Source organism: Burkholderia sp. LFS061 (genome assembly GCF_047978125.1).
GTDB lineage: Bacteria > Pseudomonadota > Gammaproteobacteria > Burkholderiales > Burkholderiaceae > Burkholderia > Burkholderia pyrrocinia_C.
Genome location: NZ_JBFPFS010000039.1, coordinates 1 through 23,188 on the forward strand (window position 1 = coordinate 1; position 23,188 = coordinate 23,188).

Consider the following 23,188-nt stretch of genomic DNA (forward strand, 5'->3'; position numbering starts at 1 on the left):
CCGCGGCGCCGATGGCCGCGAGCCTGCCGCCGATCCGGCGCCCGCACCGGCCGCGCCGGCCCGCCAGCGATGCGCAGCCGCTCGTCGCCACGCCGCGGGACGACAACCACCGTGCGACGGCCCCCGCGAAAGCGGCGGACGCCGGCACCGCTCATTAACGGAGAAAGGCATGCAATTCGACAAGCGCGCCTGGCTCGACAAGATCAAGCAGATGTTCGCGGGCTTCGACCGCCCGCTCGCCCTCATCGTGTTCCTGCTGCTGTGCGTCGGCATCGTCACGCTGTACAGCGCGGCGATCGACATGCCGGGCCGCGTCGAGGACCAGTTGCGCAACATCCTGCTGACGTTCGTGCTGATGTGGGTGATCGCCAACATCCCGCCGACCACGCTGATGCGCTTCGCGGTCCCGCTCTATACGTTCGGGGTCGCGCTGCTGATCGCGGTCGCGCTGTTCGGGATGACGAAGAAGGGCGCGAAGCGCTGGCTGAACGTCGGCGTCGTGATCCAGCCGTCCGAGATCCTCAAGATCGCGACGCCGCTGATGCTCGCGTGGTACTACCAGCGCCGCGAAGGCGGGCTGCGCTGGTACGACTTCCTCGCCGCGTTCGGGATCCTGATGGTGCCGGTCGGACTGATCGCGAAGCAGCCCGACCTCGGCACGGGCCTGCTCGTGTTCGCGGCCGGCTTCTTCGTGATCTACCTCGCCGGCCTGTCGTTCAAGCTGATCGTGCCGGTGCTCGTCGCGGGCGTGATCGCGGTCGGGTCGATCGCCGTGTTCGAGGAGCGCATCTGCCAGCCCGAAGTGCAGTGGCCGCTGATGCACGACTACCAGAAGCACCGCGTGTGCACGCTGCTCGACCCGACCTCCGACCCGCTCGGCAAGGGCTTCCACACGATCCAGGCCGTGATCGCGATCGGCTCGGGCGGCGTGCTCGGCAAGGGCTACCTGAAAGGCACGCAGGCGCACCTCGAATTCATTCCGGAGAAGCACACCGACTTCATCTTCGCGGTGTTCTCGGAGGAATGGGGGCTGGTCGGCGGGATCGTGCTGCTGACGCTGTACATGGCGCTGATCGCGCGCGGGCTCTATATCGCCGCGCAGGGCGCGACGCTGTTCGGCCGCCTGCTCGCGGGCTCGCTCACGCTCGCGTTCTTCGTCTATGCGTTCGTCAACATCGGGATGGTGAGCGGCGTGCTGCCGGTCGTCGGCGTGCCGTTGCCGTTCATGAGCTACGGCGGCACCGCGCTCGCGACGCTCGGCATCGCGATCGGGATGATCATGAGCGTCGGGCGACAGCGGCGGCTGATGAAGAGCTGACCGCGCGGCAAAGAAGAACGGCGCCCCGGCGCCGTTTTTTTATCGTGCGTTTCGAACGCGGCAACGCGGCGCGTCGCCCGCTCACTGCGGTGCCGCGCGCGGGCTCCCCGGCTCAGCACCGACGCCCGACGCCGGCCCCTGCGCCTTCAGCCGCGCGCTCAGCTCCTTGAATTTCAATCCGGCCGTCTCGTCGCCCTGCGCGGCCGCCGCCGCGTAATAGGCCCGCGCGATGTTCAGGTTCTGCGCCACGCCGTCGCCGCCGCGCTCGTAGAACGACGCGGTCACGTACTGCGCGGTCGGCTCGCCCGCATCGGCGGCCTGCTTGTACCATGCGAACGCCTGCCGGTTGTCGCGCGGCGTGCCGCGCCCGTCGAGGAACTGGTTCGCGAGCGACAGCTCGGCCTGCACGTGCCCCTGCTTCGCCGCCCGCAGGAACCAGCGATGCGCTTCGGCCGGATTGCGCGCGACGAACTCGCCGTCGTCGAACATCCGGCCGTACACGTACTGCGCATGCGACATGTTCGCGTCGGCCGCGCGCTTCAGCCAGCGCAACCCTTCGTCGACGCTCGCCGTCACGCCTTCGCCCGTCAGCAGCATCATCGCGTAGTTGAACTGCGCGAGACGGTCGCCGCGCTCGGCCGCGTCGTGGAACTGCACCAGCGCCGCGCGATAGTCGCCGGCGTTGTAGTCGGCGACCGCCGATTGCGTCTCGCGCGACGGATCGGGCTTCGCTTGCGGCGCGCCCTGCGCGGCCGCCGCGACACAGACGGCCCATAGGCCGAGCATCGCGCCGAGCCGCCCGCGCGCACCGGCCGCACCCTGCGCGCGCCCGCAAGACGCGCCGTCGCCGACGTTCATGACCGTACCTCCTGCAGCGCTTGCCGCGTCGCACGCAGCAGCCAGCTCACGTCGGCCGACAGCGTGATCATCCGGTAGCCGGCGTCGCGGTACTGCCGCGCGCCCGCCGCGTCGCCCGCGAAGATGCCGACCGCGACGCCGGCCTGCTTGCCGGCCGCGAGCACGCGCGCCATCGCGGTTTCGACGTCCGGGTGGCGGATGTCGCCGAGATGCCCGAGGCTCGCCGCGAGATCAGCCGGGCCGATGAACAGGCAGTCGACACCGGGCGTCGCCGCGATCCGCTCGACTTCGTCGACGCCGCGCGCCGATTCGATCTGCACGATCACCGCGACCTGCGCGTTCGCCGTCTGCACGTAATCGCGGCGCATGCCGAACGCCGCCGCGCGCACCATGCCCGCGACGCCGCGCAGCCCGTCAGGCGATTCCGGCGACGGGAAGCGCGTGAGCCGCACCGCGTGCGCGGCGTCGTCGGGCGTCTCGATGCACGGAAACATCAGCGTGCGCGCGCCGGCGTCGAGCGCGCGCTTCACGAGCCACGGCTCGCGCGCCGGCACGCGCACGACGGGTTCGCTCGGCAGGTGCGCGGCGGCGATCGCGCGCAACTGCGACACGACGTCGCGGCTGTCGTTCGGCGCGTGCTCCATGTCGATGCAGAGCCAGTCGTAGCCGGCGTGCGCGAGCGCTTCCGCGACCGAGTCGCTGCCGAGCGACAGCCACAGGCCATACAGCGGCTCGTCGCCGTCTCGCAGGCGTTGTTTGAGGGAATTGGTGAGCGTGCTCATCGATACGGCCTCCTGGACGGAACGGCAATCGAACGGGACAAGCATCAGGCGAAGCGGGGCGCAACACGCCGGGCAGCACAGCGCGGCGGCGCCAGACCGCGCCCTTCAACGTCAGTCGGCCGTGGGTGGCCGATCTGACAGCGCGGGCCGCGCGACCGCGCAAGGGTGCGTTTTACGGTGCCACGCAACGATCATAGCGCGGCGTTGCGCGGAATGTGGGAACGGACGGGGAGCAGCGCCGGCGCGGGACAGGGCCGAAGGGCACGGTGACGGGCAGCCCGCGCCGGCCGGCGGGGCTGCCGGGAAGGCAGGATCAGCGGCCGGGCTGGCGCTCGACGTCGGCCCAGCAGTTCGGGGTTTCGTACAGGCGCACGCGCTCGAGGCGCAGGTTCACGCCGTAGTGCGCGTCGTACACGTTCGCGAGGAGGTCGAACGCGATCGCGGCGAGGTTCTCGACGGTCGGGATCCGGTCGATCACGACGGTCTTGTGGTCGGCCATCTGTTCGAGGAACGAGCGCACGACGTCGTCGCGCGCATAGACCAGGAATGCATGGTCCCACTTGCTGACGAGGTGCTCCATCGCGAGCGCCTTCACGTCGGCGAAATCCATCACCATGCCGCGGTCGGGAGCGCCCTCGGTATCGACGAGATCGCCGCGCAACGTGATTTCGAGCACGTAGCGATGGCCGTGCAGGTTCCTGCACTGGCTGCGGTGATCGGGAATGCGGTGGCCCGCGTCGAATTCGAGTTTTCGGGTAATCAGCACGATGTCAAAGGCCGTGGCTCAGGGAATGTTCAGATATTTGTGGGTCTGCATCGACAGGCGCCACTGCGGATGACGCTTGCACCAGTCGATCGCGAGCTTCGTATTGAGGTCGCGCGACGGGCCGTCCATCGGCTGGACGAGGAAATACTCGAAGTCGAGCTTCGCATAATCGGCCAGTCGCTGGTTGTCCTGCGGGATCACGACCTTCAGTTCGTTGCCCTTCGTGACGACGAGCGGCGCGTCGGCCTTCGGGCTCACGCAGATCCAGTCGATCGATTCGAGCACCGGTAGCGAGCCGTTGGTCTCGATCGCGATCTCGAAGCCGGCCGCGTGCAGCGCGTCGACGAGCGGCTGGTCGAGCTGCAGCATCGGCTCGCCGCCCGTGCAGACGACGAAGCGGTGCGCTTCGCCGTCCGGCCACAGGCCGGCGATCGTCGCGACGAGCGCTTCGGCGTCCTTGAACTTGCCGCCGTTCTCGCCGTCGGTGCCGACGAAGTCCGTATCGCAGAAGCGGCACACGGCCTCTTCGCGATCCTCTTCGCGGCCCGACCACAGGTTGCAGCCGGCGAACCGGCAGAACACGGCCGGCCGGCCCGCGTTCGCGCCCTCGCCCTGCAACGTGTAGAAAATTTCCTTGACCGCGTAAGTCATCGTCCGTCGTCCGGCTCGCGCCGCTCGTTGTCGATCAGAATCCGTTATTCATCAAGCGCTGCCGGCGCAGCCGCGTCACAGCGGCGCTTCGGTCACCCGCTCGCCCTTCAGGTAGGCCTCGTAGCCGCGCTTGCGCAGCTTGCAGGCCGGGCACTCGCCGCAGCCGAAGCCCCAGTCGTGCAGTTCCGCGCGCTCGCCCACGTAGCACGTGTGCGTCTCGACGCGGATCAGTTCGACGAGCGCCTCGCCGCCGAGCTGTTCGGCGAGTTGCCACGTCTGCGCCTTGTCGAGCCACATCAGCGGCGTCTCGAGCACGATGCGCGTATCCATCCCGAGATTCAGCGCGACCTGCAGCGCCTTCATCGTATCGTCGCGGCAGTCGGGGTAGCCCGAAAAATCGGTCTCGCACATCCCGCCGACCAGCACGCGCAGCCCGCGGCGATACGCGATCGCCGCGGCGATCGTCATGAACAGCAGGTTGCGGCCCGGCACGAACGTGTTCGGCAGGCCGTTCGCCGTCGTCTCGATCTCGATCGTGCGCGTCATCGCGGTATCGCTGATCGCGCCGAGCACCGACAGGTCGATCATGTGATCGTCGCCGAGCCGGTCCGTCCACGCGGAAAAGTCGCGCTTCAGCGCTTCGCGCACGCCTTCGCGGCATTCGAGCTCGACACGATGTCGCTGGCCGTAATCGAAGCCGAGGGTCTCGACCGTCTGGTAGCGTTCGAGGGCCCACGCCACGCACGTGGCCGAGTCCTGCCCGCCGGAAAACAACACGAGCGCGCCGTCTTTAGCGTCTGTCCGAATCACCGTGATACTCCGTGAATGTGTAGGCTCGCGTCGCGCTGCGCCCCGGGGCCGGCTGCCGCCGGGCGGCCCGACGCGTACCGGCCTGCGCCGGCTCGACCAGTATAGGCAGCGCGGTCGGCCGCGAACGCGGCGGAGCGCTTATACCGCCCATCGCGCGGCATCGTTGCCGCGCGTCACGGCGGCGCATCACTGGCAGCCTGCCGTGCGCATGTAACGATGCGCTAAGTCATTGAGCGGGAACGGATTTTATCATGCCTGCGCGAATGCTGCCGCGCACGCGATGCCCACCACAAACGAAAAACCCCAAGAACCTTCCGATTCTTGGGGTTGGAACTGCTGGTGGCCTGGGACGGAATCGAACCATCGACACGCGGATTTTCAATCCGCTGCTCTACCAACTGAGCTACCGGGCCAACGAAGAATGAAAGTATATCGAGCTTTCCCCACCTGCTCAAGCGTTTTCGCAAAAAAATTTATACCGCGCCTTCGGACGGCTTCTTGCCCAACTCGACGCCGAGCTGCTTGAGCTTGCGATACAGGTGCGTGCGCTCGAGGCCCGTCTTCTCCGCGACGCGCGTCATGCTGCCGTTCTCGCGCGCGAGGTGATATTCGAAATACGCGCGCTCGAACGCATCGCGCGCTTCGCGCAACGGGATGTCGAACGGGATCGCGGCCGTCTGCCCCGCGAGGCCGAGCGCCGCCGCCATGTCGTCGCCGAGCGTCGGCAGCGCAGCCGCGGATGCAACCGCCGCGGGCCCCGCTGCCTGTCCGGCGCCGCCCTTCGCCGCCGCGTTGGCGGACACCGGCGCCGCGCCGCGTGCGAGACCGTGCTCGACGGACTTCAGCAGCTTCTGCAGCGCGATCGGCTTCTCGAGGAAATCGAGCGCGCCGATCTTCGTCGCCTCGACGGCCGTGTCGATCGTCGCGTGCCCGGACATCATGATCACGGGCATCGTCAGCAGCCCCTGCGCCGCCCATTCCTTGAGCAACGTGACGCCGTCGGTATCGGGCATCCAGATATCGAGCAGCACGAGATCGGGCGCCTGATTCAGCCGGTATTCCCGCGCGGCCTGCGCGTTCTCCGCTGCCTCGACGACATGTCCTTCATCGCTGAGGATCTCCGAGAGCAATTCCCGGATGCCCATTTCATCATCTACCACCAGGATGGTTGCCATTTACGCTGCCCTTGTCTGCTCACTTGCTTTTGTCTTAGCGGGGGTCGTCCCGCCCTGCGCGCCCGGTTCGGCGCCTGGCGCATCGCTCGCCATCTGCAGGAACAGGATCGACACCTGCGCACCCTCGACGGTCTCGCCGTGCATGCGATTGCGCAGATCGATCCGCGCACCGTGCTCGTCGACGATCTTCTTGACCGTGGCCAGCCCGAGCCCCGTGCCCTTCGCCTTCGTCGTCACGTAAGGCTCGAACGCGCGGGTCAGGATGCGTGCCGGAAAACCGGGCCCGTTGTCGGACACGGTAAGACGTACCGCGACGCGCGTTTTGCCCTCGGCGTCGGGATCGCCATATTCTACTGTCTTGGTTTCGATCAACACACGCGGATGCTCGGCTTCCGCGACCGAATCCTGCGCATTCTGCAGCAGGTTGTGTATCACCTGGCGCAATTGCGTCGCGTCGCCGCGAATCACCGGCAGCGATGGCGCGAGCTCGGCGACGATCGGGCTCTTGCCTTCGCCGACGCCGTACAGCCCGAGCACCTCGCTCGCCAGTTCGTTCAACTGCAGGTTCGCGAGCACCGCCGGCGGCGTGCGCGCGTATTCGCGGAAATCGTCGACCATCCGCTTCATCGCGGCCACCTGGTTGACGATCATCGTCGCGCCGCGCTTGAGCACATCCGCGTCGGACGGTGCGAGCTTGTCGGACAGCTTCATCTGCAGCCGCTCGGCCGACAACTGGATCGGCGTCAGCGGATTCTTGATCTCATGCGCGAGCCGCCGCGCGACCTCGCCCCACGCAACCGAGCGCTGCGCGGAAATCACGTCGGAAATGTCGTCGAATACCACGACGTAACCGGACGTCTGCGGATCGTCGGCCTGCCCCTCGACCGTCGACACGAGGCGCGCGCCGCGCACGAGCAGTGTCAGCGGTTCAGTTTCGCCCGGCATCTCGATCGCGAACTGCTGCTGCCAGTGGCCTCGATCGCCGCTGCCGCCGTCGGATGCCGCTTCGCGATCGGCGAACGCCTTGCGCACCATCGCACCGAATCCCGCCGCAACGCCGATCTGGTCGAGCGTCGTGCCGATCAGCGCGTTGAACGGCTGCCGGAAGATCCGCTCGGCGCCGCGGTTGGCCGTCGTCAGCCGGAACTGGCGGTCGAGCACGAACACGCCGGCCGTCAGGTTCGCGAGGATGCTCTCGAGATACGTCTTCGAATGCTCGAGCGCGATGCGGTTCTTCTCGACCGCGAGACGCGCCTCGGACAACTGGCGCGCCATCGCGTTGAACGACTGCGTGAGGAAGCCGAGCTCGTCGCGCGTCTTGATCTCGCGCTTCGGCGTGTAGTCGCCTTCCGTGATCTCCTTGGTGCCCTGCGCGAGCAGGAACAGCGGCCGCGCGAGCTGCTGGCCGAGCGCGAGCGCGAGCATCATCGCGATGAAGGTCGCGAGGAACAGCGCGAGCGTCAGCGTGCCGATGTACATCTTGCGCAGGCCCGTGCGGCCGAGCGCTTTTTCCTGATACTCGCGGTACGCGCGCTGCACGGCGTCCGCGTTGTGCGCGAGCGTCGGCGGCACCGGCTGCGTGAGCTGCAGGAAGCGTTCGGCCGGCTGCAGCAGCGACGTCGTCGCATCGGGAATCGGCCGCACGACGCGCAGCCGAAGCGCGCCCTTCGCGCCGTGCGCGCGCGGGTCGCCGTCGACTTCGCCTTCGATCGCCGCGTATGTGCCGTGTTCGCGCGCCTGGCTCAGCATCAGCGGCGTCGGCAGGTCGTCCGGAATCAGCGCCGCGAAATTGCCCGACGCCTGCGCGACGATGTGCAGGTCGGGCGCCGCGCCCGAACCGCCGCGGCTCGGCTCGACGATCGTCGCGTCCTGCACGCCGAACTGGTCGCGCAGCCGCAGCAGCGTGAGCGTCGTGCCGTTCGTGTTCGCGTCGACGCTCGCGAGCTGGTCGGACATCAGTCGCGCCTTCGTCTGCAGATCGGACAGCGACGCATCGAGCATCCCGCGGCCGAGATTCAGGCCGGCCGTCAGCGCCGTCTCGACGTTCACGTCGAACCACGACTCGATGCTGCGCGACACGAACTGGTACGACACGATGTAGATGATCCCGCCCGGCACCACGCCGACGAGCGCGAAGAACACCGCGAGCTTCGCGAGCAGCCGCGTGCCGAACTTGCCCTTCCTAAGGCGCACGACGATCATCCCGATCAGCCCGAGCACCACGAGCAGGAACACGAGCGCGACGACGATGTTGGTCGCGTACAGCCACGAGTAGTAGCGATCGAAGAATTCGGTATTCGCGCTCGCGGCCGCGAGCAGCACGAGCAGCAGCAACGCGGTGAACGCGACGGTCGAGACGATCACGCGAACGAGGAGGCTCTTCCCGCTGGCCGCGCGGCGCACTTTATTTAGCACGTTCGGTCACCGTGAAGTTGAAGCGCTTCCAGTCCGACCCGAGCGTCCAGTCGCGATTGTTCACGGCGTCGACCTGGAACGGCTTCGGCATCAGCGCCGTATCGAGCTGCATCCGCACCGACGCCATGTAGGTTTCCCCCAGGCGCACCTGGTTGCGGTCGATCACGTGCCACGACGTGATGTGCCTGACGACCGCGAGCGCATCCTTCAGCGACGGGAAGCCGAGCTGCAGGCCGCCCGTCGACACGCGGTATTCGCGCGTGAGCGGCTGGAACGACAGGCGGATCGTCTGCGTCACCGACACCGGCTGCTCGTCGAACCAGTACCAGCGCGCGCGGCTCAGCTCGAAGTCGGTCGTGAAGTAAAGCGGGATGCCCTTGTTGACGGCATCCTCGAGGTTCGGATTCAGCTCGAAATCGAAGCGGGCATCGAGGCTCCAGCCGCTTCCGTCGGCCTGGAGCGACGCGCGCTGCACGGCGATCGACTGGGCATGCGCCGGCCGGGCGACGGCCAGGCACAGCGTCAACGCGACCATCAGGACGGCCGCGAGCCGAAGTGGAAAAAGGTGTTTGATCGTCACCGTTTCTGAAACCGCGCGTAGAAAAATCCGTCGTGATCGGTGTTCTGGTCGAGTGCGCCGGCGGCAGCCCCTCCCTGCACTGCGCCCGGCAGCAGCTGGCCGGGGGCGTCCAATCGTACCGCATCTTCACAGACCGCTTCAAACCAGCGGGCCTGCAACTCGCCTTCTTCGGGGAAGATCGAGCAGGTCACGTAAAGCAGTTCGCCGCCCGGCTTCACGAGCGGCCACAGCGCCGACAGGATGCGGCGCTGTTCCGCGACGAGCGCCGGGATGTCGGCCTCGCGGCGCAGCCAGCGAATGTCGGGATGCCGCCGCACGATGCCCGATGCCGAGCACGGCACGTCGGCCAGGATGCGGTCGAACGGGCGCCCGTCGTACCACGCGCCGGGCGCACCCGCATCGCCGACACGCACGTCCGCTGCGAGCGACAGGCGCACGAGGTTCTCGCCGATGCGCGCCGCGCGCGTCGCGTCGCTTTCGAGCGCGACGACTTCCGCATCGGCCAGCTCGAGAATATGGCCGGTCTTGCCGCCGGGCGCCGCGCATGCGTCGAGCACGCGCATGCCGTCGCGCGCGCCGAGCCATTCGGCCGCGAGCTGCGCGCCGGCGTCCTGCACCGACACCACGCCGTCGGTGAATCCCGGAATGCGCTCGACCGGCAGCGCCGATGCGAGCCGCACCGCATGTCGGCCGATCGCAGTCGCGTCGATCCCGCTCGCGCGCAGCGTGTCGAGATACGCGTCGACGCTCGCGCGACGCGCATTCACGCGCAGCGTCAGCGGCCCCTGGCGCTCGCCGGCCGCGAGGATCGCCTGCCATGCGTCGGGCCATGCGCGCTTCACCGCATCGACCCACCATGCGCGGTAATTCCAGCGCGCAACGGCGTCGTCCTGCATCGCCGCGACAAGCACGTCGCGCTCGCGCAGGAAGCGGCGCAGCACCGCGTTGACCAACCCCTTCGCGAATGCGTATTCGCGGCGCGCGCCGATCACGGTCACGGCCTGGTCAACCACCGTGAACGCCGAGTATGCAGCATCGTCCGCCGGATCGAGCAGCAGCGCGAGCGCGCCGGCGAGCACCGCGTTCACGTGCGCGGGCGGCGCCTTGCTGACGAGCCGGCCGATCAGCCAGTCCACGCTGCCGAGGCGACGCATCGTCCGGTACGCGACGTCCTGCGTCGCACCGCGCGCGAGCGCCTGCGCACCGGACGCCATCTGCGCGAATACCGCCGAGAGCGCTGCCGGCAGCGCAGTGCCGCGCCGTACCGCGTCGACCGCCTGCGCGGCCGCGTCGAGTGCGAAGCCGAGCGAATCGGGCGCAAGATGCGGCGCGGACAGGCGCGCCGGGCGGCCGGAAGAAGACTGAGCGGAAGAACGGGTTCGTGTCATTGGAGCGGAATCGGCAAACAGGCGCAGCTAACAAATGCGGCAAACGGCGAATGCGGCAAACGGCGGGATTGCGGCGGCCGCGCGGCCCTGCGATCCCAAACCGCGCATTGTAGCGTGCGACCATGCGGCCCCTTTGGCCCCTTTACGGCGCGCACAAATGAAACACCCCGCAGCGCGAAGCGTGCGGGGTGGCGGCGCGGACGCCGCGCGGCAACGGCCGCGCGGTGCGCCGAGGTTTAATCGAAGCGGCCGGTACGCGCCATCTCCATCAGGCGCGCGATGCGTTCCTCGGTGGCCGGGTGCGTCGAGAACAGGTTCTGCAGGCCGCCGCCGTGGAGCGGGTTCATGATCATCATCTGCGCGGTGGCCGGATGCGCTTCGGCCGCCTGGAACGGGATGCCGGCCGCATAGCGATGGATCTTGTCGAGCGCGGTCGCAAGCGACTGCGGATCGCCGGAAATCTGCGCGCCGCCGCGGTCGGCCTCGAACTCGCGTGCCCGCGAAATCGCCATCTGGATCAGCGCGCCGGCGATCGGCGCGAGCAGCGCGACCGCAATACCCGCGATCGGATTGGCCGGCCGGCCGTTCTCGTCGCGCCCGCCGAAGAACATCGCGAAGTTCGCAAGCGCCGAGATCGCGCCCGCCATCGTCGCGGTGATCGTCGAGATCAGGATGTCGCGGTGCTTCACGTGCGCGAGCTCGTGCGCCATCACCCCGCGCATTTCGCGCTCCGACAGCACGCGCAGGATGCCAGTCGTCGCGGCGACGGCCGCGTGCTCGGGGTTGCGGCCCGTCGCGAACGCATTCGGCGCATCCTCGTTGATCAGGTAGACGCGCGGCATCGGCAGGTTCGCGCGCGTGGCCAGCTCGCGCACCATCCGGTAGAACTGCGGCGCCGTGTTCTCGTCGACTTCCTGCGCGTTGTACATGCGCAGCACCATCTTGTCGGAGAACCAGTACGAGAAGAAATTCATGCCGAGCGCGAACAGCAGCGCGATCGTCATGCCGCGCGAGCCGCCGATCATTCCGCCGATCACGATGAACAGGGCCGTGATCGCGGCCATCAGCATCGCCGTTTTGACCCAATTGAACATACCCACTCCTTATCCGTCAGGGGACCCGCCGCGCATCACAAGGGCGGCGGAAAATTGTAAGCTATTTGTTAGATAAGGTCTTACCGGAAAAATTCAATCTCAGCGTTGCGATGTTGCAAGACGCAGGCCGAGGCCGACGAAAGCGCTGCCGACCGTGCGGTCGAGCCACTTCCTGACGCCCGGCTTGTCGGAAAAGCGCTGCGTGACGCTGCCCGCGACCCATGCGACCAGGCTGGTCCAGACCGTGCTCATCGCGACGAACACCGCGCCGAGGGTCAGGAACGCCAATGCCTTGTGCGGGCTGTCGGCCGACACGAACTGCGGGAAGAACGACACGAAGAACAGCACGACCTTCGGGTTCAACACGTTGGTCCAGAAGCCCTGCATGAACAGCTGGCGCAGCGGCTTTGCTGCCGTGGCGGCCTCGGCGCCCGACGGCGCGGCGGCCGGCTTCGCGACGATCATCCGCACGCCGAGATAGATCAGGTACGCGGCGCCGACCAGCTTGATCACCGTGAACGCGGCAGCCGACGCCGCAAGCAGCGCCGTGAGGCCGAATGCGCACGCGAGTGCATGAACGCAGCAGCCGGCCGAAATGCCGAGCGCCGACATCAGCCCCGCGCCGCGGCCCTGCGCGACGCTGCGGCCGACGATGTAGGCCGTGTCGGGGCCGGGCGTGACGTTCAGCAGGAAAACTGCCAGCACGAAGAAGCCGAAATGGGTGATGCCGAACATGAAAACCTCGAAACCGGAGAGCGCAGGGAAATTCTACGCGCGCCTGCCGCGCTGCGCGACTCGACCGTTCGGCCGATTGCGCAGGGCCGGCAGGCCGTGTCGAATGGCGGTCAGGTCACGTTAGGCAACGTCAGGCAGCGCGAAACGCTGGCCCGCGGCGAGCGGCGAGCCGGCGAGGAATTCGCGCGCGGGCAGCCGCTTGCTGCCCGGCTTCTGCAACTGCGTGACGCGTAGCGCGCCACTGCCGCACGCGACGACCACGCCTTCCGGCGCGGCTTCGACGATCATGCCAGGCGCCGCGTCGCCGCGCGCCGCCACCGGCTCGGCAGCCCACAGCTTGATTGCCGCGCCGTCGAGCGTCGCGACGCCGCCAGGGAACGGATCGAACGCACGCACCTGGCGCGCGAGCACGTCGGCAGGCTTGCGCCAGTCGAGCGCCGCTTCGTGCTTGCCGATCTTTTCCGCATAGGTCACGCCGTCGGCCGGCTGCGGCGTCGCCGGCAGCGTACCGTCGCGCTCGAGCCGCACGAGCGCGTCGACGATCAGCCGCGCGCCGTCGGCGGCCAGCCGGTCGTGCAGCGTCGCGGTCGTGTCGTCGGGCGCGATCGCGATGCGCGCCTCTTCGATCATCGCGCCGGTGTCGAGGCCGACGTCCATCTGCATCAGCGTGACGCCCGTCTCGGCGTCGCCGGCCTCGATCGCGCGGTGGATCGGCGCGGCGCCGCGCCAGCGCGGCAGCAGCGACGCATGGATGTTGATGCAGCCGCTGCGCGGAATGTCGAGCACCTCCTGCGGCAGCAGCAGGCCGTACGCGGCGACCACCATCACGTCGTGCGGCGTCGTGCGCAGCAGCTCGATCGCGTCGGCCGCCTCCGCGGGGTACTTGCCCGCGCGGCGCAGCGACGGCGGCTGTGCGACGGGCATGCCGTGCTCGACGGCGTAGCGCTTCACGGCACTCGCCTGCAGTTTCATCCCGCGGCCGGCCGGGCGATCGGGCTGGGTGAGCACGAGCGGCACCGGAAAACCGGCCTCGTGGATCGCGGCGAGGGCAGCCGCGGCAAATTCCGGCGTGCCGGCAAAAATCACGCGCAACGTATGGGTCATGACAGCGTTCGGGGTCGGGCAGGATGAACGCGCGTCACATCGCGCGTTCGAGTTTCTTCATCTTCGTCTTGATGCGCGTCTGCTTGAGCGGCGACAGGTATTCGACGAACACGCGCCCCATCAGATGATCCATCTCGTGCTGGACGCACACGGCGAGCAGGCCCTCGCAGTCGAGCTCGAAAGCCTCGCCCTGCTCGTTGAGCGCGCGCACGCGCACGTGGTCGGGACGCTCGACTTCGTCGTAGATGCCGGGCACCGACAGGCAGCCCTCTTCATAGATCTGCTTCACGTCGCTCGACCAGACGATCTCGGGGTTGATGAACGCCCGCAGCTCGTTCTTTTCCTCGGAAACGTCGATCACGATCACGCGCTCGTGCACGTCGACCTGCGTGGCCGCAAGGCCGATGCCGGGCGCCGCGTACATGGTCTCGGCCATGTCGGCGACGAGCTTGCGGATCCGGTCGTCGACCTTGTCGACGGGCTTGGCGACCTTGTGCAGCCGCTTGTCGGGGTAATGAAGAATGTTGAGCAAAGCCATGGCGTTCGGTATTCGGTAGAGCAGGGTGCGGCATCGGCCATCCGGCCGGCTGGCGCCGCCGCCGCGATGCAATGAAGATGAGGCGGATGCGCGGCGTATCAATGCCGCGGATCGCGCCTCCTGCAATTGGCCGGGCGCCTGCGCGCGCGGCCCTGTCGAGTATTTCGGATGATGAAAATTTTATCATGGCGCCACGCGGTCCGCTGGCCGTCGCGTTCGAGGGCAGCCTCATGTCGCCTCAAGCGCTGACCACCTCCGCGTTGCGCGCGTGGCTGCAGCTCGGGCATACGCCCGGCCTCGCACCCGCCGTACTGCAGGCGCTGCTCGACGCGTTCGGCTCGCCGGCGGCGCTGCTGCGCGCGTCCGACCAGGCCATTGCCGCCGTGAGCAGCCCCGCCGCCGCGCAGGCCGTGCGCGCAAGCGAACGCGACGATCTCGATGCGCGCACCGACGCCGCGCTCGCGTGGCTCGATGCGCCGGGCAACGCGCTCGTCACGCTCAGCGATCCGGCCTACCCGCCGCGGCTGCGCGACCTGCACGACCCGCCGCCGCTGCTATATGTAAAGGGCCGGCTCGACCTGCTGCACGCACGCAGCCTCGCCGTGGTCGGCAGCCGCCACGCGACGCCGCAGGGGCTCGCCGACGCGACGCGCTTCGCACGCGCGCTGTCCGACGCGGGGCTCCCGATCGTGTCGGGCCTCGCGCTCGGGATCGACGGCGCCGCGCATCGCGGCGGGCTCGACGGCCGGTCGGGCACGGTCGCGGTGATCGCGACGGGTGCCGATCTCGTCTATCCGGCGCGGCACCGCGCACTCGCCCACGAGATCGCCGCGCACGGTGCGATCCTGTCGGAATGGCCGCTCGGCACCCCGGCCCGCGCAGCGCATTTCCCGCAGCGCAACCGGCTGATCGCGGCGCTGGCGATCGGCGCGCTCGTCGTCGAAGCCGCCCCGCGCTCCGGCTCGCTGATCACCGCGCGGCTCGCGAACGAACTGGGGCGCGATGTGTTCGCGATGCCGGGTTCGATCCACGCACCGCTCGCGCAGGGCTGCCACGCGCTGATCCGCGACGGCGCGAAGCTCACGGCAGCGCCGCTCGATATTCTCGAGGAATACGGGCTGGGCGAACCGACGACCGGTGCGGCGTGCCCCGGAATTCGGCGCGCGAATCCCGACGAGGTTCGCGAAACCGAAGCCTCCGGCCAGCGTGCCTGCGCCGCCATCATGGAAGCGCCCCCCGCCGGTTCGGCCGCCGCGCCAGCCCGAATCGAAGCATCACCGCCTCCGTCGCCCCGCACCCCGTCCGAACAGGCCGTGCTCGCCGCACTGGGATACGGCCCCGTCACATTCGAATGGCTCGCCGAGCACAGCAGCCTGTCCGACGACATGCTGCACCGCGCGCTGCTCGCGCTCGAACTGGCCGGTCGCGTCGCGAGCCTCCCCGGCGGGCGCTTCGCGCGGCTTGACGCGGCCCCCACCCCGCCTGCGCGCGGCGTGCTACATTTCCCCGAATAGGGGCGGCCGCGCCGCCGACGATACTCAAGGAAATCCATGCCCGCGCTGAATCTCGACACCGATGCGGATCGGATCGCCGAGCGCCTCGCCGATCCCGGCACGTTGCTCGTCGCCTGCCTGTGCGCCGAGTGGTGCGGCACGTGCCGCGACTACCGGACGGCCTTCGACCAGCTCGCCGACGCGCATCCCGACGCCTGCTTCGCCTGGATTGACATCGAAACGCATGCCGACCGCCTCGACGATCTCGACGTCGAGAACTTCCCGACGATCCTGATCGAGGATGCCAACACCGCACGCTTCTTCGGCACGGTGCTGCCGCACGCGGCGATCGTCGAACGAATGCTGTCCGACCTGAGCGCGGTACCCGGTGCGCCGCACGCACCGAAATTGCGCAACGTCCTGAACGTCGAAGCCTGAATTCGCGCCCCGCCCGGCGGTTTTTCGCGCATTTGCGCGCCCCGCCGCGCCGGGCGCTTGCCGCCGTTGCAGCCCCCCTCTATGATGAGCCGCTTTTTACACGCCGAGCCGCCGTCGCTTCGGCGTGTGCTATAAAGCGGTCGTAAAAGGGACCCACAACCGGCGAACCCGGTCTACCATCACACACCTGTCATGTCCAAAGCACTGATCATTGCGGAAAAGCCTTCTGTCGCGAACGACATCGCGCGCGCTTTGGGCGGCTTTACAAAGCATGACGAATACTACGAGAGCGACGAATTCGTCCTTTCGTCCGCTGTCGGCCACTTGCTCGAAATCGCCGCCCCGGAAGAGTACGAGGTCAAGCGCGGGAAATGGAGCTTCGCGCATCTGCCCGTCATCCCCCCGCATTTCGACCTGAACCCGATCGCAAAAAGCGAGTCGCGCCTCAAGGTGCTCACCAAGCTGATGAAGCGCAAGGACGTCGACCGCCTGATCAACGCATGTGACGCGGGGCGCGAGGGCGAACTGATTTTCCGCCTGATCGCGCAGCACGCGAAGGCGAAGCAGCCGGTCCAGCGCCTGTGGCTGCAGTCGATGACGCCGCAGGCGATCCGCGACGGTTTCGCGAACCTGCGCAGCGACACGGACATGCAGCCGCTCGCCGACGCCGCACGCTGCCGCTCGGAAGCCGACTGGCTCGTCGGGATCAACGGCACCCGCGCGATGACCGCGTTCAACAGCAAGGGCGGCGGCTTCTTCCTGACGACAGTCGGCCGCGTTCAGACGCCAACGCTGTCGATCGTCGTCGAACGCGAAGAGAAAATCCGCCGCTTCATCCCGCGCGACTACTGGGAAGTGAAGGCCGCATTCGCGTGTGCGGGCGGTTTCTATGAAGGCAAGTGGTACGACCCGAAATTCAAGCGCGACGAATTCGATCCGGAGAAACGCGACTCCCGCCTGTGGAGCCTGCCGGCTGCCGAAACGATCGTCGCCGCATGTCGCGACCAGGTCGGCACGGTCTCCGAGGAATCGAAGCCGTCGACACAGCTGTCGCCGCTGCTGTTCGACCTGACGAGCCTGCAGCGCGAGGCGAACGGCCGCTTCGGCTTCTCCGCGAAGAACACGCTCGGCCTCGCGCAGGCGCTGTATGAAAAGCACAAGGTGCTGACCTACCCGCGTACCGACGCACGCGCGCTGCCGGAAGACTACATTTCGACGGTCCAGTCCACGCTCGAGATGCTCAAGGAGAGCAACAACTACCTGCCGCATGCGAAGCAGGTGCTCGACAAGGGCTGGGTGAAGCCGAACAAGCGGATCTTCGACAACTCGAAGATCAGCGACCACTTTGCAATCATCCCGACGCTGCAGGCGCCGAAGTCGCTGTCCGAGCCGGAGCAGAAGCTGTACGACCTGGTCGTGAAGCGCTTCCTCGCCGTGTTCTTCCCGGCGGCCGAATTCCGCGTCACGACGCGGATCACCGAAGTCGCCGGCCATCACTTCAAGACCGAGGGCAAGGTGCTCGTCGAGCCGGGCTGGCTGCAGGTGTATGGCCGCGACGCCGAAGGCGCGGACGCGAACCTCGTGCCGGTGCAGAAGAACGAGAAGGTAAAGACGGACGAAATCGCCGCCGTCGCGCTCGTGACGAAACCGCCCGCACGCTACTCGGAAGCGACACTGCTGTCCGCGATGGAAGGCGCGGGCAAGCTCGTCGAGGACGACGAGCTGCGCGAGGCGATGGCCGCGAAGGGCCTCGGCACGCCGGCCACTCGAGCGGCGATCATCGAAGGCCTGCTCGGCGAGAAATACCTGCTGCGCGAAGGCCGCGAACTGATCCCGACCGCGAAGGCATTCCAGCTGATGACGCTGTTGCGCGGGCTCGGCGTGAAGGAGCTGACCGCGCCGGAGCTCACCGGCGAATGGGAATACAAGCTGTCGCAGATGGAGCGCGGCAACCTCGGGCGCGACGCGTTCATGCAGGAAATCGCCCGCATGACGCAGCAGATCGTCAAGCGCGCGAAGGAATACGATTCCGACACGATTCCCGGCGACTACGCGACGCTCGAGACGCCGTGCCCGAACTGCGGCGGCCAGGTGAAGGAAAATTACCGCCGCTTCGCGTGCACGAAGTGCGAGTTCTCGATCTCGAAGATCCCGGGCAGCCGGCAGTTCGAGATCCCCGAAGTCGAGGAACTGCTGCAGAAGAAGGAAATCGGTCCGCTGTCCGGGTTCCGCAGCAAGATGGGCCGCCCGTTCTCGGCGATCCTCAAGCTGTCCTTCGACGACGAGACGAAGAACTACAAGCTCGAGTTCGATTTCGGCCAGGACCAGGGCGGCGAGGAAGGCGAAGCGCCCGACTTCTCCGCGCAGGAGCCGGTCGGCGCGTGCCCGAAGTGCAAGGGCCGCGTGTTCGAGCACGGGATGAGCTACGTGTGCGAGCACTCGGTTGCGAACCCGAAGACCTGCGACTTCCGCTCGGGCAAGGTGATCCTGCAGCAGGAAATCACGCGCGAGCAGATGGGCAAGCTGCTTGCCGACGGCCGCACGGACCTTCTGCCGAACTTCAAGTCGTCGCGCACCGGCCGCAACTTCAAGGCGTTCCTTGTGAAGCAGCCGGACGGCAAGATCGGCTTCGAGTTCGAGAAGAAGGAACCGAAGGCCGCTGCCGCGAAGAAGACGGCAAAATCGGCGACGAAGGATGCCGAAACCGTGACGGAGGGTGCCGAAGAGAAACCGGCACCGGCCCGCAAGACCGCCGCCAAGACCGCAGCGACGAAGACCGCCGCCCGCAAGACGACGGCGCGCAAGACGGGCTCGTAACGGCCAGGTCGCCGGGGCTCCCCCGGCGCATCGGGCTCCGGCATACAGCCATAAAAAAAACGCGGATCGATCGCTCGATCCGCGTTTTTTCTTTGTGCCGGCGGCAACCGCCGCCCGGCCGTCGCGCGGTTACAGCGGCGACGGCACCGCGACGCGCGTGCGTGTCGAACGCGGCAGGCGCGGCGACAGGTTCGGGTCGGCCGATTCGGGCTGCTCCGCACGCGTCTCTACGCCGATCGGCGCTAGCGTCGCACCCTGCGCAGCCCACTGCTCGCCGATCGTCGCATCGGTCGAGTGGCTGAAATATTCGACGAGGTGGTCGATGAACGTGCGCACCTTCGCGGGCAAATGGCGCCGGCTCGGGTAAGCGATATTGATTTCGACCTGCGGCAGCCGGAAATCCGGCAGCAGCCGCACCAGCGCGCCGCGCGCGATGTCGCTGCCGATCAGGTAGCTCGGCAGGATCGCGACGCCCATCCCAAGCAGCGCGAACTGGCGCAGCATCGCGGTGTTGTTCGCGACGATCACGTTGGTCGGGCGCACGCGCACTTCGCCGTCCGGCCCCGTGAACACGCGCTCGTCGCCCCAGTATTCGGCCGGCAGGCTCAGGCTCGGGTGCGCGACGAGCTGCTCCGGATGGGTCGGCACGCCGTGCTTCTCCAGATAGCTCGGCGTCGCGCACACGGTCATGCAGCCCGTGGTCAGCCGCCGCGTGACGATGCTCGCGCTGCGCATCTGTCGCGTGACGACGATGCCGACATCGAAGCCTTCCTCGACGAGATCGACCTGCCGGTCGACCAGCGTGAGATCCGGCACCACTTTCGGGAAATTCTCCGTGTACGTCTGCAACACGGGCGCGAGGTTATGCAGGCCGAACACGACCGGCGCGACGATGCGCAGCGTGCCGACCGGCTCGTGATTGCGCGCAACGACCATCTGCTCGACATCCTCGAGCTCATCGAGGATCTGGCGAGCACGCTCCAGATAGACCTGGCCCGACTCCGTCAGGGAAAGGCTGCGCGTGGTGCGGTTCAGCAAACGCGTGCCGAGCCTGCCTTCCAGATCGGCGACGTGACGCGTCGCGACCGCGTTGGAAATATCCATTGCACTCGCGGCCCGCGCAAAACTGCCGAGATCTGCAACCTTGACGAACACGCGCATCGACTGCAAATGATCCATAAACGACTCCTGCCGCTGTTACAACTTCAAAAAGATGAAGCAAATGCGTAATTCTCCTACGACAGCGGAAATGATGCAGAGTTGCTCAACAAGGCACCGGTTGACGATAAAAATAGTCAAAAATCCTCGCCATTTGCGGATAGTTGATCCAACTATTCTGATTGAAGCAACAATTGGGTGAACCTCGTCGAGTAAGCGGCCGAATCAGGAAGGACGTATTTGATGCGACACAACAGCGCACCCTTGCGCACCGCACGCAAGCGGCGCCGGGTGTGGCTGCCGCCAATTGCGGCGGAGCGTAACAACCTGTTAAAAAGACACCACGAACGCGACCGACGTAGCATCATGTCGGCCCCGGCCGGGCGGGACGGGTGCGCGACGTGCGCCGCCGCCACTGCCGCTTTCAACGCGCGACACCCGTTCACCATGAAAATTGCCATCCTCGACGACTACCAGGACGCCGTCCGCAAGCTGAACTGCTTCGAGATGCTTGCCGACCACGACGTGAAGGTCTTCAACAATACGGTGCGCGGCCTGGGGCAGCTCGCAAGCCGTCTGGCGGAAGTCGAGGCGCTCGTGCTGATTCGTGAACGGACCCCGATTTCGTCGCAACTGCTTGCCAAGCTGCCAAACCTGCGCATGATCAGCCAGACCGGCCGCGTCTCGAGCCACATCGACCTCGAAGCGTGTACCGACCGCGGCATCGCGGTGCTCGAAGGCACGGGTTCGCCGGTCGCGCCCGCCGAGCTGACCTGGGCGCTTGTGATGGCCGCCCAGCGCCGCATTCCGCAATACGTCGCGAACCTGAAGCAGGGCGCATGGCAGCAGTCGGGCCTGAAGACGTCGGCGATGCCGCCGAACTTCGGCCTCGGCCAGGTGCTGCGCGGCCAGACGCTCGGCATCTGGGGCTACGGCAAGATCGGCCGGCTCGTCGCCGGCTACGGCAAGGCGTTCGGAATGAACGTGCTGATCTGGGGCCGCGAGCATTCGCTCGAAGCCGCGCGCGCCGACGGCTACACGGCCGCCGAGAGCCGCGAGGCGCTGTTCGAGCAGAGCGACGTGCTGTCGCTGCACCTGCGCATGCACGACGACACGCGCGGGATCGTCAAGCAGGAAGACCTGATGCGGATGAAGCCCACGTCGCTGCTCGTCAACACGAGCCGCGCGGAGCTGCTCGAGGAAAACGCGCTCGTCAACGCGCTGTCGCACAACCGTCCGGGGATGGTCGCGATCGACGTGTTCGAGAGCGAGCCGATCCTGCAGGGCTACAGCCTGCTGCGGATGGAGAACGTGATCTGCACGCCGCACATCGGCTATGTCGAACGCGAAAGCTACGAGCTCTATTTCAGTGCGGCGTTCAGGAACATCCTCGCGTTCGACGACGGCGACATATCGAGCGTCGCCAATCCGGAAGCGCTGACGCCGATCCGCAAGCGCTGATCGCGCGGGCTACGCACCCGCGCGGCCCCTGCTCCATTCCCCGCCATCAGGCGGCCACGCGGCCGCCTGTCATCGCACCGACGCGCGTGAGGAAATGCTCGCCGTCGCGCCGCCCGAGGTCGTACGCATGCCGCATCTGCGACGGGCTCGTGTAATCCCAGCTCGAAATCGGCACCTTGCTCGACGGCTGTACGTACAGCCGCCGCTGGTCGCCGTGCGCGACCGTGAACATCTGCGGGCGCGGATACAGCCGCGTGACGAGCACCAGCACGTCGCCCGGCGACGCGTCGAGCGCGTCGACCGGCACGTTGTCGACCATCCCGCCATCGAGCACGGGCCGGCCGCCGCGGCGCAGCACCGGCGTGAACGGCGGCGTGCAGGACGACTGCAGGATCAGGTCGGCGAGTTCGTCGACTTGCGTGCAGGCCTGCGCCCGCACGAATTCAGGCCGAAAGCCGAGCGCGCGCCCGAGCGTCGGGTGCAGCGTCTTGCGCACGTACTTCTCGATGTTGTACGCGACGAGGCCGGCGGCGACCGCACTGCGCGCGCCGAGCCAGCGCGGCACGTGCGACACGCCGATGCGGATCTCCGGCGCCTCGGCCAGCTTCGCGAACGGTTCGCCGTAGATGTCGAGCAATGCCTGGCGATAAATCCGGTAATGCGGAAACACGGGCTCGCGCCCGAACAGGTTGCCCCAGTAAGCGTTCTTCCGGTTGTGGCGCAGCGCCTCTTCGTAATAGCGCATCACCCACGCGGCGTCGCGCGTATACAGCATGCACGCGGTCGCCGCGCCGGCCGAGATGCCGGTGATCACGCGCGGGCGCAGCCCGAGCGCCGGTTGCGCGACGTCCCAAAAGCCGGCCTGCCACCAGCAGCGATTGCCGCCGCCCGCAAAAACGATCTGGTCGAACATCGCGCCGCTCAGCTGACGAGCGCGTAGGTCGACGTCGCGTGGACGGCCATCTTGCCGTCCTCGTCGAACAGCTCGACTTCGCCGAACACGAGGTTGCGGCCCATCCGCAGCACGCGCGCGGTGACGAGCACGTCGCCCTTGCGCACGGGGCGCATGAAGTTCGTGTTCAGCGACACGGTCGTCATCGGCCGGAACTCGCCGAGCGCGGCCGAGATCGCGACCACCATCGCGGTGTCGGCGGCCGCCGTGAACACCTGGCCGCAGATCACGCCGCCCGAATGGCGGAATTCGCCGGAAAACGGCAGGCGCATCGTGACGCTGTCGTCACCGATCGACACGGGGACCAGACCGAGCGAGCGGACCCACGGGGCCAGCAGGCGATCCAGCAATTCGCGGACTGCGTTTTCGTCCATCTTCGAATGTCCAGAAAACGTTGCGCGACCGCCGCGCAACGCGTGTGGCGTCATCATACCGGGAGCGCGCAAACTGCGACCGCTCGTTACCGTGTCGACAGCCGCCGTTGGCGCGACGAAATATTTTCAGGAAATTTGCACAAATGGCTTGCCATGTCCTGAAAACCCATGCATAATCTTTCTTCTGTTGGGGGCGTTAGCTCAGTTGGTAGAGCAGCGGACTCTTAATCCGTAGGTCGAGTGTTCGAGTCACTCACGCCCCACCAGGATTTCAAAAGGCC

Annotated in this window: 21 protein-coding genes and 2 tRNA genes; 6 read left to right on the forward strand and 17 right to left on the reverse strand. The window is 67.4% G+C overall.

The window, feature by feature from the left end; genetic code table 11:
• The first annotated feature begins 169 nt into the window (after window positions 1–169).
• Window positions 170–1,318, forward strand: a complete 1,149-nt coding sequence (rodA, locus tag ACNQQL_RS27265; protein ID WP_347067026.1) for a rod shape-determining protein RodA — start codon at window positions 170–172, stop codon at window positions 1,316–1,318.
• Window positions 1,319–1,399: 81 nt separating this feature from the next.
• Here rodA and ACNQQL_RS27270 read toward each other — a convergent pair whose 3' ends face one another.
• The 14 genes from ACNQQL_RS27270 to def form a co-directional block, all read right to left on the reverse strand.
• A complete protein-coding gene (locus ACNQQL_RS27270; RefSeq protein WP_347067028.1) occupies window positions 1,400–2,176 on the reverse strand; it encodes a tetratricopeptide repeat protein in 777 nt (258 codons plus the stop codon).
• On the reverse strand, window positions 2,173–2,958 hold the full coding sequence (locus ACNQQL_RS27275; protein WP_347067030.1) for an HpcH/HpaI aldolase family protein: 786 nt from the start codon (window positions 2,956–2,958) through the stop codon (window positions 2,173–2,175). The genes ACNQQL_RS27270 and ACNQQL_RS27275 overlap by 4 nt, the downstream gene beginning before the upstream one ends.
• Window positions 2,959–3,271: 313 nt before the next feature.
• A complete protein-coding gene (queD, locus tag ACNQQL_RS27280) occupies window positions 3,272–3,724 on the reverse strand; it encodes a 6-carboxytetrahydropterin synthase QueD (protein WP_006477472.1) in 453 nt (150 codons plus the stop codon).
• Between the two features lie 18 nt (window positions 3,725–3,742).
• The gene (gene queE, locus ACNQQL_RS27285) at window positions 3,743–4,375 is read right to left on the reverse strand and encodes a 7-carboxy-7-deazaguanine synthase (RefSeq protein ID WP_072437609.1); all 633 of its coding nucleotides are present in this window, start codon (window positions 4,373–4,375) and stop codon (window positions 3,743–3,745) included.
• Window positions 4,376–4,450: 75 nt separating this feature from the next.
• Complete coding sequence (queC, locus tag ACNQQL_RS27290) at window positions 4,451–5,185, reverse strand: 7-cyano-7-deazaguanine synthase QueC (protein ID WP_175963287.1); 735 nt, start codon at window positions 5,183–5,185, stop codon at window positions 4,451–4,453.
• Window positions 5,186–5,522: 337 nt separating this feature from the next.
• Window positions 5,523–5,598 (reverse strand) — tRNA-Phe (locus tag ACNQQL_RS27295).
• Window positions 5,599–5,658: 60 nt separating this feature from the next.
• Window positions 5,659–6,360, reverse strand: a complete 702-nt coding sequence (gene esaR / locus ACNQQL_RS27300) for a response regulator transcription factor EsaR (protein WP_034179352.1) — start codon at window positions 6,358–6,360, stop codon at window positions 5,659–5,661.
• The gene (gene esaS / locus ACNQQL_RS27305) at window positions 6,361–8,775 is read right to left on the reverse strand and encodes a sensor histidine kinase EsaS (RefSeq protein WP_347067034.1); all 2,415 of its coding nucleotides are present in this window, start codon (window positions 8,773–8,775) and stop codon (window positions 6,361–6,363) included.
• Window positions 8,765–9,355, reverse strand: coding sequence for a DUF4390 domain-containing protein (locus ACNQQL_RS27310; RefSeq protein WP_347067036.1), 591 nt, complete (start codon window positions 9,353–9,355; stop codon window positions 8,765–8,767). The genes esaS and ACNQQL_RS27310 overlap by 11 nt, the downstream gene beginning before the upstream one ends.
• Window positions 9,352–10,743, reverse strand: a complete 1,392-nt coding sequence (gene rsmB, locus ACNQQL_RS27315) for a 16S rRNA (cytosine(967)-C(5))-methyltransferase RsmB (protein WP_347067037.1) — start codon at window positions 10,741–10,743, stop codon at window positions 9,352–9,354. Before rsmB ends, ACNQQL_RS27310 begins: the two co-directional genes overlap by 4 nt.
• Before the next feature lie 236 nt (window positions 10,744–10,979).
• Window positions 10,980–11,837 (reverse strand): zinc metalloprotease HtpX, encoded by an 858-nt coding sequence (gene htpX, locus ACNQQL_RS27320; RefSeq protein ID WP_006485774.1) that lies wholly within the window; start codon window positions 11,835–11,837, stop codon window positions 10,980–10,982.
• Window positions 11,838–11,936: 99 nt separating this feature from the next.
• A complete protein-coding gene (locus ACNQQL_RS27325; RefSeq protein WP_347067039.1) occupies window positions 11,937–12,572 on the reverse strand; it encodes a LysE family translocator in 636 nt (211 codons plus the stop codon).
• Window positions 12,573–12,692: 120 nt separating this feature from the next.
• On the reverse strand, window positions 12,693–13,676 hold the full coding sequence (fmt, locus tag ACNQQL_RS27330; RefSeq protein ID WP_347067041.1) for a methionyl-tRNA formyltransferase: 984 nt from the start codon (window positions 13,674–13,676) through the stop codon (window positions 12,693–12,695).
• A 34-nt stretch (window positions 13,677–13,710) separates the two neighbouring features.
• Window positions 13,711–14,214, reverse strand: coding sequence for a peptide deformylase (def, locus tag ACNQQL_RS27335; RefSeq protein WP_034179358.1), 504 nt, complete (start codon window positions 14,212–14,214; stop codon window positions 13,711–13,713).
• 185 nt (window positions 14,215–14,399) lie between these two features.
• Here def and dprA point away from each other — a divergent pair, with 185 nt between their 5' ends.
• The 3 genes from dprA to ACNQQL_RS27350 all read left to right on the forward strand — a co-directional run bounded on the left by dprA (window position 14,400) and on the right by ACNQQL_RS27350 (window position 18,962).
• Window positions 14,400–15,728, forward strand: a complete 1,329-nt coding sequence (dprA, locus tag ACNQQL_RS27340; RefSeq protein WP_347067043.1) for a DNA-processing protein DprA — start codon at window positions 14,400–14,402, stop codon at window positions 15,726–15,728.
• A 36-nt stretch (window positions 15,729–15,764) separates the two neighbouring features.
• Window positions 15,765–16,145 carry a thioredoxin family protein gene (locus ACNQQL_RS27345; RefSeq protein WP_072437616.1) on the forward strand — a complete coding sequence of 127 codons (381 nt, stop codon included), beginning with the start codon at window positions 15,765–15,767 and terminating at the stop codon, window positions 16,143–16,145.
• 192 nt (window positions 16,146–16,337) lie between these two features.
• Window positions 16,338–18,962: a DNA topoisomerase III gene (locus ACNQQL_RS27350; RefSeq protein WP_072437617.1), complete on the forward strand. Its 2,625-nt coding sequence runs from the start codon at window positions 16,338–16,340 to the stop codon at window positions 18,960–18,962.
• Between the two features lie 129 nt (window positions 18,963–19,091).
• On the opposite strand, the gene ACNQQL_RS27355 is transcribed toward ACNQQL_RS27350, so the two are convergent.
• Window positions 19,092–20,141 (reverse strand): LysR family transcriptional regulator, encoded by a 1,050-nt coding sequence (locus tag ACNQQL_RS27355; RefSeq protein ID WP_034179362.1) that lies wholly within the window; start codon window positions 20,139–20,141, stop codon window positions 19,092–19,094.
• A gap of 426 nt (window positions 20,142–20,567) precedes the next feature.
• On the opposite strand from ACNQQL_RS27355, the gene ACNQQL_RS27360 reads away from it, so the two are divergent.
• Entirely contained in the window at window positions 20,568–21,581 is a 1,014-nt protein-coding gene (locus tag ACNQQL_RS27360) for a D-2-hydroxyacid dehydrogenase family protein (RefSeq protein ID WP_347067048.1), read from the forward strand.
• 46 nt (window positions 21,582–21,627) lie between these two features.
• Here ACNQQL_RS27360 and ACNQQL_RS27365 read toward each other — a convergent pair whose 3' ends face one another.
• Complete coding sequence (locus tag ACNQQL_RS27365; protein WP_072437619.1) at window positions 21,628–22,494, reverse strand: patatin-like phospholipase family protein; 867 nt, start codon at window positions 22,492–22,494, stop codon at window positions 21,628–21,630.
• 8 nt (window positions 22,495–22,502) lie between these two features.
• Window positions 22,503–22,907 carry a PaaI family thioesterase gene (locus tag ACNQQL_RS27370; protein ID WP_044847342.1) on the reverse strand — a complete coding sequence of 135 codons (405 nt, stop codon included), beginning with the start codon at window positions 22,905–22,907 and terminating at the stop codon, window positions 22,503–22,505.
• A 190-nt stretch (window positions 22,908–23,097) separates the two neighbouring features.
• On the opposite strand from ACNQQL_RS27370, the gene ACNQQL_RS27375 reads away from it, so the two are divergent.
• Window positions 23,098–23,173: transfer RNA gene (locus ACNQQL_RS27375), tRNA-Lys, on the forward strand.
• The last annotated feature ends 15 nt before the right edge of the window (window positions 23,174–23,188 follow it).